At 65.7% G+C, this 13,779-nt stretch carries 11 protein-coding genes and 1 tRNA gene; all 12 read left to right on the top strand.

Annotated elements, in window-relative coordinates; genetic code table 11:
• The first annotated feature begins 147 nt into the window (after positions 1-147).
• Positions 148-223 (top strand) — tRNA-Trp (locus N790_RS13845).
• A gap of 66 nt (positions 224-289) precedes the next feature.
• On the top strand, positions 290-670 hold the full coding sequence (gene secE / locus N790_RS13840; protein WP_043805179.1) for a preprotein translocase subunit SecE: 381 nt from the start codon (positions 290-292) through the stop codon (positions 668-670).
• 12 nt (positions 671-682) lie between these two features.
• Positions 683-1,243 carry a transcription termination/antitermination protein NusG gene (gene nusG, locus N790_RS13835; RefSeq protein WP_043805178.1) on the top strand — a complete coding sequence of 187 codons (561 nt, stop codon included), beginning with the start codon at positions 683-685 and terminating at the stop codon, positions 1,241-1,243.
• A 95-nt stretch (positions 1,244-1,338) separates the two neighbouring features.
• Positions 1,339-1,767 carry a 50S ribosomal protein L11 gene (gene rplK / locus N790_RS13830; RefSeq protein ID WP_043805175.1) on the top strand — a complete coding sequence of 143 codons (429 nt, stop codon included), beginning with the start codon at positions 1,339-1,341 and terminating at the stop codon, positions 1,765-1,767.
• A gap of 3 nt (positions 1,768-1,770) precedes the next feature.
• Positions 1,771-2,475 (top strand): 50S ribosomal protein L1, encoded by a 705-nt coding sequence (gene rplA, locus N790_RS13825; protein WP_043805174.1) that lies wholly within the window; start codon positions 1,771-1,773, stop codon positions 2,473-2,475.
• Between the two features lie 337 nt (positions 2,476-2,812).
• The gene (gene rplJ, locus N790_RS13820; protein WP_043805172.1) at positions 2,813-3,346 is read left to right on the top strand and encodes a 50S ribosomal protein L10; all 534 of its coding nucleotides are present in this window, start codon (positions 2,813-2,815) and stop codon (positions 3,344-3,346) included.
• A gap of 61 nt (positions 3,347-3,407) precedes the next feature.
• Positions 3,408-3,782: a 50S ribosomal protein L7/L12 gene (gene rplL / locus N790_RS13815; RefSeq protein ID WP_043805171.1), complete on the top strand. Its 375-nt coding sequence runs from the start codon at positions 3,408-3,410 to the stop codon at positions 3,780-3,782.
• A 245-nt stretch (positions 3,783-4,027) separates the two neighbouring features.
• Entirely contained in the window at positions 4,028-8,179 is a 4,152-nt protein-coding gene (gene rpoB / locus N790_RS13810) for a DNA-directed RNA polymerase subunit beta (RefSeq protein WP_043805170.1), read from the top strand.
• 26 nt (positions 8,180-8,205) lie between these two features.
• The gene (gene rpoC, locus N790_RS13805; protein WP_043805169.1) at positions 8,206-12,414 is read left to right on the top strand and encodes a DNA-directed RNA polymerase subunit beta'; all 4,209 of its coding nucleotides are present in this window, start codon (positions 8,206-8,208) and stop codon (positions 12,412-12,414) included.
• 207 nt (positions 12,415-12,621) lie between these two features.
• On the top strand, positions 12,622-12,996 hold the full coding sequence (gene rpsL, locus N790_RS13800) for a 30S ribosomal protein S12 (RefSeq protein WP_034213876.1): 375 nt from the start codon (positions 12,622-12,624) through the stop codon (positions 12,994-12,996).
• A gap of 56 nt (positions 12,997-13,052) precedes the next feature.
• The gene (gene rpsG, locus N790_RS13795; protein WP_043805167.1) at positions 13,053-13,520 is read left to right on the top strand and encodes a 30S ribosomal protein S7; all 468 of its coding nucleotides are present in this window, start codon (positions 13,053-13,055) and stop codon (positions 13,518-13,520) included.
• 18 nt (positions 13,521-13,538) lie between these two features.
• Positions 13,539-13,779 (top strand): GTP-binding protein (locus N790_RS13790; protein ID WP_245593795.1); only part of this gene is annotated, 241 nt, incomplete at its 3' end.

The raw sequence follows: 13,779 nt of genomic DNA, 5'->3' as shown, positions 1-13,779 counted from the left end.
ATCCGCGAGGGTGGCCGCACCGTCGGCGCCGGCGTGGTTGCAAAGATCATCAAGTAAGCCCATTGCCCGGCCAGCCCAGGCCGGTCGGGCAACCCGGGAATGGCGGGCCGGAAGCGGTCCGCCATCGCCCGTTTAGAGAATGCCAATGCGTCAGTAGCTCAACTGGCAGAGCAGCGGTCTCCAAAACCGCAGGTTGTAGGTTCGAGTCCTACCTGGCGCGCCATCCGCAAGGCAGCAGTCCCCCCGGGGAAGGTTGCCACCAACCGGCCCCGAGCCGGGCAAGAGCCGAATGAACACGAAGGTCGAACAAGCAGAACAGGCGGTGAGTGCCGCCGACGTCGCGAAGTATGTCCTGGCCGTCGTGGTCGTGGCTGCCGGCATCGTCGGCTTCTACTGGTTCGGCCAGTGGCCGGGCCTGCTGCGCGCCCTGCTGGCCATCGCCGGCGTCGCGGGTGGTGCGTTCGTCATGTCCTTCACGGCGAAGGGCCGCCAGGCTCGGGAGTTCTTCTCCGAGTCCATGTTCGAGCTGCGCAAGGTGGTCTGGCCGACCCGCCAGGAAACCACCCGGACCACCGGCGTGATCCTGGTCGTGGTGGTCATCGTCAGCCTGATCCTGTCGGGCTTCGATTTTGTGATTTCGTGGCTGATCCGGCTCCTGCTGGGTCAATAAGGAGTTCAGAACGTGGCCAAGCGGTGGTATGTCGTCCACGCCTATTCGGGCTTTGAGCACCAGGTGCAGCGCGCGCTCGACACGCGCATCGCGCGCGCCGGGATGCAGGACAAGTTCGGCCAGGTGCTGGTCCCGACCGAGGAAGTGGTCGAGATGCGCGGTGGCCAGAAGCGCAAGTCCGAGCGCAAGTTCTTCCCGGGTTACGTGCTGGTCCAGATCGAAACCACCGACGACGCGGGCATCCCGCGCATCGACGACGAAAGCTGGCACCTGATCAAGGAAACGCCGAAGGTCATGGGTTTCATCGGCGGCACCGCCGAGCGCCCGCTGCCGATCCAGGACAAGGAGGCGGACATCATCCTTCGCCGCGTCCAGGACGGCGTGGACAAGCCCAAGCCCAAGGTCCTGTTCGAGCCGGGCGAAATGGTGCGCGTCACCGAGGGCCCGTTCAACGACTTCAACGGCGTGGTCGAGGAAGTCAATTACGAAAAGAGCCGCCTGCGCGTGGCGGTGCTGATCTTCGGTCGTTCCACCCCGGTGGAGCTGGAGTTCGGCCAGGTCGAGAAGGCCTGACGCGAGGTTTCGCAACAGCGTGAAAGCCGGGGCACGTTTCCCACCCGGCACGATGGGGAGCCTGACAACAGGCGCTTGCACCCGGAGAGAAGACAATGGCTAAGAAAGTAGTTGGTTACATCAAGCTGCAGGTGAAGGCCGGCCAGGCCAACCCCTCGCCGCCGGTCGGTCCCGCCCTGGGCCAGCGCGGCCTGAACATCATGGAGTTCTGCAAGGCGTTCAATGCCGCGACCTCCAAGCTCGAGCCGGGCCTGCCGACGCCGGTGATCATCACCGCGTACTCGGACCGTACCTTCACCTTCATCACCAAGAGCACCCCGGCCACCGTGCTGCTCAAGAAGGCTGCCGGCATCACCTCGGGCTCCAAGCGCCCGAACACCGAGAAGGTGGGCAAGGTGACCCGCAAGCATCTGGAAGACATCGCCAAGGCGAAGGAGGCCGATCTGACGGCGGCTTCGCTGGACGCCGCGGTGCGCACCCTCGCCGGTAGCGCCCGCAGCATGGGTCTCGTGGTGGAGGGCTAAGACATGGCGAAGATTTCCAAGCGTTACAAGAGCCTGCAGTCCCTGGTCACCCCGGGCAAGGCCTACTCGATCGACGAAGCCCTGAAGCTCATCCAGGCCAACTCGAAGACCAAGTTCGTGGAGTCGGTGGACGTGGCCGTGCGCCTCGGCGTCGACGCCAAGAAGTCCGACCAGCAGGTGCGCGGTTCGACCGTGCTGCCCGCCGGTACCGGCAAGTCGGTGCGCGTGGCGGTGTTCTGCCCGGCCGGCGCCAAGGCCGACGAGGCCCTGGCCGCTGGCGCCGACGTGGTCGGCATGGACGACCTGGCCGACAAGATGCTGGCCGGCGACCTGAACTATGACGTCGTCATCGCCACGCCGGACGCGATGCGCGTCGTCGGCAAGCTGGGCCAGGTGCTCGGCCCGCGCGGCCTGATGCCGAACCCCAAGGTCGGCACCGTGTCGCCGGACGCCGCTGGCGCCGTGCGCAACGCCAAGGCGGGCCAGGTGCGTTACCGCACCGACAAGGCCGGCATCATCCACTGCACCATCGGCAAGGCCAACTTCGACGCCGAGGCGCTGAAGTCGAACCTGCACGCCCTGCTGGGCGACCTGGTGAAGGCCAAGCCGGCCGCCGCCAAGGGCCAGTACCTGCAGAAGGTCTCGCTGAGCTCGACGATGGGCGTGGGCGTGGTCATCGACCAGTCCTCGCTGTCGCTGGCGAAGTAATCGTTTGCACGGCCGGGAGTGTCGCCCCGGCCGGAAGATTTTGAAGGCGACGCCCGGGGCTTGCCCCGGGCGTAGCCATCAAAGACCGCAGGTGCGGTCTGCGCGTGACGACGTCGGGCAGGGATGCACGAAAGGCATGGATTCGCCGTCGCCACAAGCGGGATCGCTTAATCCGGACTTCTGACGAAGCCGGGCCTGCGTAGATGGTGCCGCCTCCTGGAGAAATCTGGATAGGCCACCACCGGGACGCAACCCGCGTCCCCGGCGCCGAGGGAACGGCGCCGCCCAAGACCACCAGCGGCTGGAGCCGCGGGTGGAGTCCAATTGGAGGAGTGCAATGGCTCTCAATCTGTCCCAAAAGCAAGAAGTTGTCGCCGAGCTGGCAGAAATCGCCGCCAAGGCGCACTCCCTGATCGCCGCTGAGTACGCTGGCACCACGGTCGCCCAGATGACCGAGATGCGCAAGAAGGCTCGCGAAAACGGCGTGTTCTTGAAGGTTGTCAAGAACACCCTGGCTTCGCGCGCCGTCGAAGGCACGGAATACGAGTGCGCCAAGGATGCGCTCGTGGGTCCGCTGCTTTACGCGTTCTCTACCGAGGAGCCCGGCGCCGCCGGTCGCCTGATCAAGGAGTTCGCCAAGGGCAACGACAAGCTGAAGGCCAAGGTCGTCGCCGTGGGTGGCCAAGTTTATCCGGCCAGCCATGTCGAGGTCCTCGCTTCGCTGCCGACCCGTGAACAGGCCCTGGCCATGCTGGCCCGCGTCCTGGCCGAGCCGGCCACGATGTTCGCCCGCGCCGTCAAGGCCGTGGCCGACAAGCAGGGTGGTGGCGACGAAGCCGCCCCTGCCGAAGCCGCAGCGGAAACCGCCTGAAGCTCGACGCCTTCCCGGCTCGAAGTAATCCAATCCAGATAATTATCCAGAGGTAATCACAATGTCCCTTTCCAACGAGCAGATCGTCGACGCCATCGCTGGCAAGACCCTGATGGAAGTGATGGAGCTGGTCAAGGCCATCGAAGAGAAGTTCGGCGTGTCCGCCGCCGCCCCGGTCATGATGGCCGCCGGCCCGGCCGCTGCCGCCGCCCCGGTCGAGGAGCAGACCGAGTTCACCGTCGTGCTGAAGTCGGCCGGCGAGAAGAAGGTCGAGGTCATCAAGGCCGTCCGCGCCATCACCGGCCTGGGCCTGAAGGAAGCGAAGGACCTCGTCGAAGGCGCCCCGCAGACCGTCAAGGAAGGCGCTTCGAAGGACGACGCCGCGAAGTTCAAGAAGGATCTCGAGGCGGCCGGCGCCACGGTCGAGCTCAAGTAAGCGTCGGATTGCGTCGCCGGCTTTCATCGGCGACCACCTGAGGCTGGGGGCGAAAGCCCCCGGCCTTTGGCCGTTCCTGGAACGGCACGTGGCAAGCAAGGCAAAACACCTGAGAGTTGCCAGTTGGAAGTAGCGGGAGAGGGCGTGCTGGTGCCGGCAATACCAGCGACTTCCCACTGGCAGTTTGATGTTCCCCCCGGGACCGCGGACGCGCGGCCCACAGATACCCGAGGCGGTAGCTCACCATGACGTACTCCTTCACCGAAAAGAAGCGCATCCGCAAGGACTTCGGCAAGCGCCGCGCCGTCCTTGACGTGCCGTACCTGCTCGCCATCCAGATGGACTCGTACCGCGAGTTCCTGCAGGAAGGCGCCACCGGGACCAAGCGCGAAGACCGCGGCCTGCACGCCGCCCTGAAGTCGGTGTTCCCGATCACCAGCTACTCCGGCAACGCCGCCCTGGAGTACGTCAGCTACAAGCTCGGCGAGCCGCCGTTCGACGAGCGCGAGTGCCGCAACCGCGGCCTGACCTACGGCGCCCCGCTGCGCGTCACCGTTCGCCTGGTCATCTACGACCGCGAATCGTCGACCAAGGCGATCAAGTACGTGAAGGAGCAGGAGGTCTACATGGGCGAGCTGCCCTTGATGACCGACAACGGCACCTTCATCGTCAACGGCACCGAGCGCGTCATCGTCTCGCAGCTGCACCGTTCGCCGGGCGTGTTCTTCGACCACGACCGTGGCAAGACCCACAGCTCCGGCAAGCTGCTCTACAGCGCCCGCATCATTCCCTACCGCGGCTCCTGGCTCGACTTCGAGTTCGACCCGAAGGACTGCGTGTTCACCCGCATCGACCGTCGCCGCAAGCTGCCGGTCTCGATCCTGCTGCGCGCCCTCGGCTACAACAACGAGGAGATGCTCAAGCTCTTCTTCGAGATCAACACCTTCCACATCGCCAAGCAGGACGGCGTGGAGCTGGAGCTGGTCGCCGAGCGCCTGCGCGGCGAGACCCTGAACTTCGACCTGATCGTCGGCGGCAAGGTGATCGTCGAGGCTGGCAAGCGCATCACCGCGCGCCACGTGAAGCAGCTCGAACAGGCCAAGGTCGACACCCTGGCCGTGCCCGACGAATACCTGTTCGGCCGCATCCTGGCCCACGACGTGGTCGACACCAAGACCGGCGAAGTGCTGGCCGTGGCCAACGAAGAGCTCAACGAGGCGAACATCGCCAAGCTGCGCAAGGCCGGCGTCAACACCATCGGCACCCTGTGGGTGAACGACCTCGACCGCGGCCCGTACATCTCCAACACCCTGCGCATCGACCCGACCAAGACCCAGCTCGAGGCCCTGGTCGAGATCTACCGCATGATGCGCCCGGGCGAGCCGCCGACCAAGGACGCCGCGCAGAACCTGTTCTACAACCTGTTCTTCACCTTCGAGCGCTACGACCTCTCCGGCGTCGGCCGCATGAAGTTCAACCGCCGCGTCGGCCGCAAGGAAGTCACCGGCGCGCCGGTGCTGTTCGACTCGAAGTACTTCGGCGAGCGCAACGACGAGCAGGCCAAGGCCATGGTCGCCGAGCTCGGCGAGACCTCGGACATCCTCGACGTCATCCGCACCCTCTGCGAGATCCGCAACGGCCGCGGCGTGGTGGACGACATCGACCACCTGGGCAACCGCCGCGTGCGTTCGGTGGGCGAGATGGCCGAGAACGTGTTCCGCGTCGGCCTGGTGCGCGTCGAGCGCGCCGTGAAGGAGCGCCTGTCGCTGGCCGAGTCCGACGGCCTGACCCCGCAGGACCTCATCAACGCCAAGCCGGTGGCGGCCGCGATCAAGGAGTTCTTCGGCTCCTCGCAGCTGTCCCAGTTCATGGACCAGAACAACCCGCTGTCGGAGGTCACCCACAAGCGCCGCGTCTCGGCCCTGGGCCCGGGCGGCCTGACCCGTGAGCGCGCCGGCTTCGAAGTGCGCGACGTGCACCCGACCCACTACGGCCGCGTCTGCACCATCGAAACCCCGGAAGGCCCGAACATCGGCCTGATCAACTCGCTGGCCGTGTACGCCCGCTCGAACAAGTACGGTTTCCTCGAGACCCCGTACCGCAAGGTCGTGGACGGCAAGGTCACCGACCAGGTCGAGTTCCTGTCGGCCATCGAAGAGCATGAGTTCGCGATCGCCCAGGCCAATGCCGAACTGAACAAGGACGGCAGCTTCCAGGCTCCGTTCGTGCCCTGCCGCTTCCAGGCCGAAACCCTGCTCAAGCCGCCGAGCGAGATCCAGTACATGGACGTGTCGCCGATGCAGTCGGTGTCCGTCGCGGCCGCACTGGTCCCGTTCATCGAACACGACGACGCCAACCGCGCCCTGATGGGTGCGAACATGCAGCGCCAGGCCGTCCCGACCCTGCGGTCGCAGAAGCCCCTGGTCGGCACCGGCATCGAGCGCGCCGTGGCGCGCGACTCGGGCGTGACCGTCAACGCCAGGCGCGGCGGCGTGATCGACCAGGTCGACGCGGGCCGCATCGTGGTGCGCGTGAACGAGGCCGAGATCCACGGCAACGACGCCGGCGTGGACATCTACACGCTGGTCAAGTACACCCGCTCGAACCAGAACACCTGCATCAACCAGCGTCCGCTGGTGAACGTGGGTGACCGGGTCGCCCGCGGCGACGTGCTGGCCGACGGCCCGTCCACCGACATCGGCGAGCTGGCCCTGGGCCAGAACATGCTGGTCGCGTTCATGCCGTGGAACGGCTACAACTTCGAGGACTCGATCCTGCTCTCCGAGCGCGTGGTCGAGCAGGATCGCTACACCACGATCCACATCGAAGAGCTGACCTGCGTCGCGCGCGACACCAAGCTTGGTCCCGAGGAGATCACCGCCGACATCCCGAACGTTTCCGAGCAGGCCCTGGGCCGCCTGGACGAGTCGGGCGTGGTGTACATCGGCGCCGAAGTCCGCGCCGGCGACATCATGGTCGGCAAGGTCACGCCGAAGGGCGAGAGCCAGCTGACCCCGGAAGAGAAGCTGCTGCGCGCCATCTTCGGCGAGAAGGCTTCCGACGTTAAGGACAGCTCGCTGCGCGTTCCCCCGGGCATGGACGGCACCGTCATCGACGTGCAGGTCTTCACCCGCGACGGCATCGAGAAGGACAAGCGTGCGCGCCAGATCGAGGAATCCGAGATCAAGCGCGTCAAGAAGGACTTCGACGACCAGTTCCGCATCCTCGAGGGCGCCATCTACGCCCGCCTGCGCGGCCAGCTGATCGGCAAGGTCGCCAATGGCGGCCCGAACGGCCTGAAGAAGGGCACCGAGATCACCGCCGAGTACCTCGACGGCCTGAAGAAGGACGACTGGTTCTCGATCCGCATGAAGGACGAGGACGCGGCCGAGATGGTCGAGCGCGCCCAGAAGCAGATCGAAGCCCACGAGAAGGAATTCGAGAAGCGGTTCCAGGACAAGCGCGGCAAGATCACCCAGGGCGACGACCTCGCCCCGGGCGTCCTGAAGATGGTCAAGGTGTTCCTGGCCGTGAAGCGCCGCATCCAGCCGGGCGACAAGATGGCCGGCCGCCACGGTAACAAGGGTGTCGTGTCCACCATCGTCCCGGTGCAGGACATGCCGTACATGGCCGACGGCCAGACCGTCGACATCGTGCTCAACCCGCTGGGCGTGCCGAGCCGAATGAACATAGGCCAGGTGCTCGAAGTCCACCTGGGCTGGGCCGCCAAGGGCCTGGGCCAGAAGATCCAGCGCATGCTCGAGGCTCAGGAGAAGGTGGCGGAACTGCGCAAGTTCCTCGACCAGATCTACAACCACGACAAGAAGCTGGCGGCCGAGCGGGTCGACCTGTCGCAGTTCAGCGACGCCGAGCTGCTGGGCATGGCCCGCAACCTGGTCGACGGCGTGCCGATGGCCACCCCGGTGTTCGACGGCGCCAGCGAGGCCGAGATCAAGGCCATGCTGAAGCTGGCCGAGCTCCCGGAGAGCGGCCAGACGATCCTGCACGACGGCCGCACCGGCGAGGCGTTCGACCGCCCGGTCACCGTCGGCTACATGCACATGCTGAAGCTGAACCACCTGGTCGACGACAAGATGCACGCGCGTTCGACCGGCCCGTACTCGCTCGTCACCCAGCAGCCGCTGGGCGGCAAGGCGCAGTTCGGCGGCCAGCGCTTCGGCGAGATGGAAGTCTGGGCGCTGGAAGCCTACGGCGCGGCCTACACCCTGCAGGAAATGCTGACGGTGAAGTCCGACGACGTGCAGGGCCGCAACCAGATGTACAAGAACATCGTCGATGGCGAACACGAAATGACCGCCGGCATGCCGGAGTCGTTCAACGTGCTGGTCAAGGAAATCCGCTCGTTGGCGATCAACATCGAGCTGGAAGAGCAGTGATCGGGCGCTGAGAACAGGAGAATCAAATGAAAGACCTACTTAATCTGTTCAACCAGCAGCGTCAGTCGCTGGATTTCGACGGCATCAAGATCGGCCTGGCTTCGCCGGACCTGATCCGCAGCTGGTCCTTCGGCGAGGTCAAGAAGCCGGAGACCATCAACTACCGCACCTTCAAGCCGGAGCGTGACGGCCTGTTCTGCGCGGCCATCTTCGGCCCGATCAAGGACTACGAGTGCCTGTGCGGCAAGTACAAGCGCATGAAGCACCGCGGCGTGGTCTGCGAGAAGTGCGGCACCGAGGTCACCCTGGCCAAGGTCCGCCGCGAGCGCATGGGCCACATCGAGCTGGCCAGCCCGACCGCGCACATCTGGTTCCTCAAGTCGCTGCCCTCGCGCATCGGCCTGATGCTGGACATGACCCTGCGCGACATCGAGCGCATCCTGTACTTCGAGGCCTACGTGGTCATCGAGCCGGGCCTGACCACGCTCGAGCGCGGCCAGCTGCTCAACGAGGAGCAGTTCCTGACCGCGCGCCAGGAGCACGGCGACGACTTCGACGCCTTGATGGGCGCCGAGGCGGTCTACCAGCTGCTGCGCACCATCGACCTGAACGCCGAGCTGCTGCGCCTGAAGGAGGAGATCGCCTCGACGAACTCCGAGACCAAGCTCAAGCGCCTCACCAAGCGCATCAAGCTGATGGAAGCGTTCCTGGAGTCGGGCAACCGCCCGGAGTGGATGGTCATGACCGTCCTGCCGGTGCTCCCGCCCGACCTGCGCCCGCTGGTTCCGCTGGACGGCGGCCGCTTCGCGACCTCCGACCTCAACGACCTGTACCGCCGCGTCATCAACCGCAACAACCGCCTCAAGCGCCTGCTCGAGCTCAACGCGCCCGACATCATCGTGCGCAACGAGAAGCGCATGCTGCAGGAATCGGTTGACGCCCTGATGGACAACGGCCGCCGCGGCCGCGCCATCACCGGCACCAACAAGCGCCCGCTCAAGTCGCTCGCCGACATGATCAAGGGCAAGCAGGGTCGCTTCCGCCAGAACCTGCTCGGCAAGCGCGTCGACTACTCCGGCCGTTCGGTCATCGTGGTCGGCCCGACCCTGCGCCTGCACGAGTGCGGCCTGCCGAAGAAGATGGCGCTCGAGCTGTTCAAGCCCTTCATCTTCGCGAAGCTGCAGCGCCGCGGCCTGGCCACGACGATCAAGGCCGCCAAGAAGCTTGTCGAGCGCGAGTCCGCCGAGGTCTGGGACATCCTGGAAGAGGTGATCCGCGAGCACCCGGTGCTGCTCAACCGCGCGCCGACCCTGCACCGCCTGGGCATCCAGGCGTTCGAGCCGGTGCTGATCGAGGGCAAGGCCATCCAGCTGCACCCGCTGGTCTGCACCGCGTTCAATGCCGACTTCGACGGCGACCAGATGGCCGTGCACGTCCCGCTGAGCCTCGAGGCCCAGCTGGAAGCGCGCGCGCTGATGATGTCCTCGAACAACATCCTGTCGCCGGCCAACGGCGAGCCGATCATCGTGCCCACCCAGGACGTCGTGCTGGGCCTGTACTACATGACCCGCGCCCTCGAGAACAAGAAGGGCGAGGGCATGGTGTTCGCGAACGTCGCCGAGGTAAAGCGCGCGTACGACAACCGCGTCGTCGAGCTGCATGCCAAGGTCAAGGTGCGCCTGAAGCGCGTCGAGATGGACGAGAACGGCGACAAGGCCGAGAAGAGCGGCATCATCGACACCACCGTTGGCCGCGCCCTGCTGGCCGAGATCCTGCCGGACGGCCTGCCGTTCGCGCTGGCCAACACCGAGCTGACCAAGAAGGCAATCAGCCGCCTGATCAACTCGTGCTACCGCATGCTGGGCCTGAAGCACACGGTGATCTTCGCCGACAAGCTGATGTACACCGGCTTCTCGTACGCCACCCGCGCGGGCGTGTCGATCGGCATCGACGACATGATCATCCCGGACGAGAAGAAGGGCATCCTGGCCGAGGCAGAGTCCGAGGTGCTGGAGATCCAGGAGCAGTACCAGAGCGGCCTGGTCACCGCCGGCGAGCGCTACAACAAGGTCGTGGACATCTGGTCGCGTACCAACGAGCGCGTGGCCAAGGCGATGATGGAGGCAATCGGCACCGAGAAGGTGCAGAACGCCAAGGGCGAGACGATCGACCAGAAGTCGATGAACTCGGTCTACATCATGGCCGACTCCGGCGCCCGTGGTTCGCAGGCGCAGATCCGCCAGCTGGCGGGCATGCGCGGCCTGATGGCCCGTCCGGACGGCTCGATCATCGAGACGCCGATCACCGCGAACTTCCGTGAGGGCCTGAACGTCCTCCAGTACTTCATCTCGACCCACGGCGCCCGAAAGGGCCTCGCGGATACCGCGCTGAAGACCGCGAACTCCGGTTACCTGACCCGTCGCCTGGTCGACGTGGCCCAGGACGTCGTGGTGACCGAGCCGGATTGCGGCACCGCCAACGGCCTGACCATGACCCCGATCGTTGAAGGCGGCGACGTGGTCGAGCCGCTGCGCGACCGCGTGCTGGGCCGCATCGTGGCCGAGGACGTCTACCTGCCGGGCAACGACGAAGATCCCATCGTCACCCGCAACACCCTGCTGGACGAGGGTTGGGTGGACAAGCTCGAAGCCGCCGGCGTCCAGTCCATCAAGGTCCGCTCGGCGATCACCTGCGACAGCGCGTTCGGCATCTGCGCCCACTGCTACGGCCGCGACCTGGCCCGTGGCCACATCGTCAACCTCGGCGAGGCGGTCGGCGTGGTCGCCGCGCAGTCCATCGGCGAGCCGGGCACCCAGCTGACCATGCGTACCTTCCACATCGGCGGCGCGGCTTCGCGTGCGGCCGCCGTGGACAACATCACGGTCAAGACCACCGGCACCATCAAGTTCAACAACCTCAAGCACGTGCAGCACGCGAACGGCCACCTGGTGGCGGTCTCGCGTTCCGGCGAGCTGTCGGTGCTGGACAACCACGGTCGCGAGCGCGAACGCTACAAGCTGCCGTACGGCGCCGTGATCAACGTCAAGGACGGCGACCCGGTCAAGGCTGGCCAGGTAGTGGCCAACTGGGATCCGCATAACCACCCGATCGTGTCGGAAGTGGCGGGCTTCGTGCGCTTCATCGACTTCGTCGACGGCGTCACCGTCATCGAGAAGACCGACGAGCTCACCGGCCTGGCTTCGCGCGAAATCACCGATCCGAAGCGTCGTGGTTCGGCCGGCAAGGACCTGCGTCCCATCGTCCGCATCGTCGATGCCAAGGGCAACGACCTGTCCATCCCGGGCACCGACCTGCCGGCGCAGTACCTGCTGCCGCCGCGCTCGGTCGTCAACCTGCAGGACGGCGCGGCCGTCGGCGTGGGTGACGTGGTGACCAAGGTGCCGCAGGAAGCGTCCAAGACCCGCGACATCACGGGCGGCCTGCCGCGCGTGGCCGACCTGTTCGAGGCCCGCAAGCCGAAGGACCCGGCCGTGCTGGCCGAAGTCTCCGGCATCATCAGCTTCGGCAAGGACACCAAGGGCAAGCAGCGCCTGATCATCAAGGACGCTGACGGCAACGAGCACGAGGAGCTCATCCCGAAGTACCGCCAGGTCATCGTTTACGAAGGCGAGCACATCGCCAAGGGCGAGACCGTGGTGGACGGCGAGCCGAACCCGCAGGACATCCTGCGCCTGCTGGGCGTCGAGCCGCTGGCGGCCTACCTGGTCAAGGAAATCCAGGACGTCTACCGCCTGCAGGGCGTGAAGATCAACGACAAGCACATCGAGACGATCATTCGCCAGATGCTGCGCAAGGTCGAGATCACCGACGCCGGCGACACCCGCTTCATGGCGGGCGAGCAGGCCGAGCGCATCCGCGTCATCGAGGACAATGCCAAGGCGCTGTCCAAGAACGAGATGCCGGCCAAGTTCGACCCCGTGCTGCTGGGCATCACCAAGGCGTCGCTGGCGACCGAGTCGTTCATCTCGGCGGCTTCCTTCCAGGAAACCACCCGCGTGCTGACCGAGGCGGCCGTGCGCGGCACCCGCGACAGCTTGCGGGGCCTGAAGGAAAACGTTATCGTCGGCCGCCTTATCCCGGCGGGTACGGGCCTGGCTTACCACAACAAGCGGCGCCAGGCCGCGGTTCCCGAACTGTCCGATTCCGAACTGGAGACCTTGCGGGCCGTCTCGACGGCCAATGAGACTACCGAAGAAGCCGGCTCCGAAGGCTGACCTAGTGCGCTGGCAAGCTCGCCGATAGCTTGCCCACATCCGGAAAGAGGGGACAGGACGTCCCCTCGTGTCCGGTTCAAGGACGATGGAAACCCAGATGACGCGACCTGTCGCTCGTTGACAGATCCGTTTAACGCGAAGTAAACTCCCGCTTCTCGGTGGGCCGGTTTCCGGCCTGCCTTGTTTTTCATTCAGGATCCCCAACGCATGGCGACGATCAATCAGCTGGTGCGCAAGCCGCGTCAGCCCAATACCTACAAGAGCGCCTCCCCGGCGCTGGCCAACTGCCCGCAGCGTCGTGGCGTGTGCACTCGCGTGTACACCACGACCCCGAAGAAGCCGAACTCGGCCCTTCGCAAGGTGGCCAAGGTTCGACTGACCAACGGCTTCGAAGTCATTTCCTACATCGGCGGCGAAGGCCACAACCTGCAGGAGCACTCGGTCGTGCTCATCCGCGGCGGCCGAGTCAAGGACCTGCCGGGCGTCCGCTACCACACCGTGCGCGGCTCGCTCGACGCCGCCGGCGTGGCGAAGCGTCGCCAGAGCCGTTCGAAGTACGGCGCCAAGCGCCCGAAGTCCTGAGCGCGCGGTTCCGTCCGCAGCGCTTGATTCCCGATCAAACTATTTAGGCAAGCATCATGTCCCGTAAAGGTTCTCCCGGTACCCGTTCGATCCTCCCGGATCCGAAGCACGGAAGCGAAGTCGTCGCGCGCTTCATCAACATGGTCATGAAGTCCGGCAAGAAGTCGATCGCCGAGAAGATTGTCTACGGCGCCATGGACGTCATCGGCGAGAAGAACAGCGATGCCCTCGGCCTGGTCGAGAAGGCGCTGGGCAACGTCGCCCCGGCCGTCGAGGTCAAGTCCCGCCGCGTCGGCGGCGCGACCTACCAGGTGCCGGTCGAAGTCCGCTCTTCGCGCCGCATGGCGCTGGCCATGCGCTGGGTGATCGAGTCGGCGCGCAAGCGCGGCGAGAACACCATGCCGCGCAAGCTGGCCGCCGAGCTGCTCGAGGCGTCGGAGAATCGCGGTGGCGCCGTCAAGAAGCGCGAAGAAACGCACCGCATGGCGGAGGCCAACAAGGCCTTCTCGCACTACCGCTGGTAATAGAGAAGGACCTCAATCGTGGCACGTAATACCCCCATCGAGCGTTACCGCAACTTCGGCATCATGGCCCACATCGATGCCGGCAAGACCACCACGTCCGAGCGAATCCTGTTCTACACCGGCAAGAGCCACAAGATCGGTGAAGTGCACGACGGCGCCGCGACCATGGACTGGATGGAGCAGGAGCAGGAGCGTGGCATCACGATCCAGTCCGCTGCCACCACGGCGTTCTGGAAGGGCATGGACAAGTCCATGCCTG

It is taken from the genome of Arenimonas malthae CC-JY-1, from assembly GCF_000747075.1.
GTDB lineage: Bacteria > Pseudomonadota > Gammaproteobacteria > Xanthomonadales > Xanthomonadaceae > Arenimonas > Arenimonas malthae.
This window is presented reverse-complemented; position numbering and strand designations above follow the sequence as displayed.

Excerpts from the sequence above, each read along its gene's own strand:
- secE (WP_043805179.1), top strand. The coding sequence starts at position 290 with ATGAACACGAAGGTCGAACAAGCAGAACAGGCGGTGAGTGCCGCCGAC.
- rplK (WP_043805175.1), top strand. The coding sequence starts at position 1,339 with ATGGCTAAGAAAGTAGTTGGTTACATCAAGCTGCAGGTGAAGGCCGGC.
- rplA (WP_043805174.1), top strand. The coding sequence starts at position 1,771 with ATGGCGAAGATTTCCAAGCGTTACAAGAGCCTGCAGTCCCTGGTCACC.
- rplJ (WP_043805172.1), top strand. The coding sequence starts at position 2,813 with ATGGCTCTCAATCTGTCCCAAAAGCAAGAAGTTGTCGCCGAGCTGGCA.
- rplL (WP_043805171.1), top strand. The coding sequence starts at position 3,408 with ATGTCCCTTTCCAACGAGCAGATCGTCGACGCCATCGCTGGCAAGACC.
- rpoB (WP_043805170.1), top strand. The coding sequence starts at position 4,028 with ATGACGTACTCCTTCACCGAAAAGAAGCGCATCCGCAAGGACTTCGGC.
- rpoC (WP_043805169.1), top strand. The coding sequence starts at position 8,206 with ATGAAAGACCTACTTAATCTGTTCAACCAGCAGCGTCAGTCGCTGGAT.
- rpsL (WP_034213876.1), top strand. The coding sequence starts at position 12,622 with ATGGCGACGATCAATCAGCTGGTGCGCAAGCCGCGTCAGCCCAATACC.
- rpsG (WP_043805167.1), top strand. The coding sequence starts at position 13,053 with ATGTCCCGTAAAGGTTCTCCCGGTACCCGTTCGATCCTCCCGGATCCG.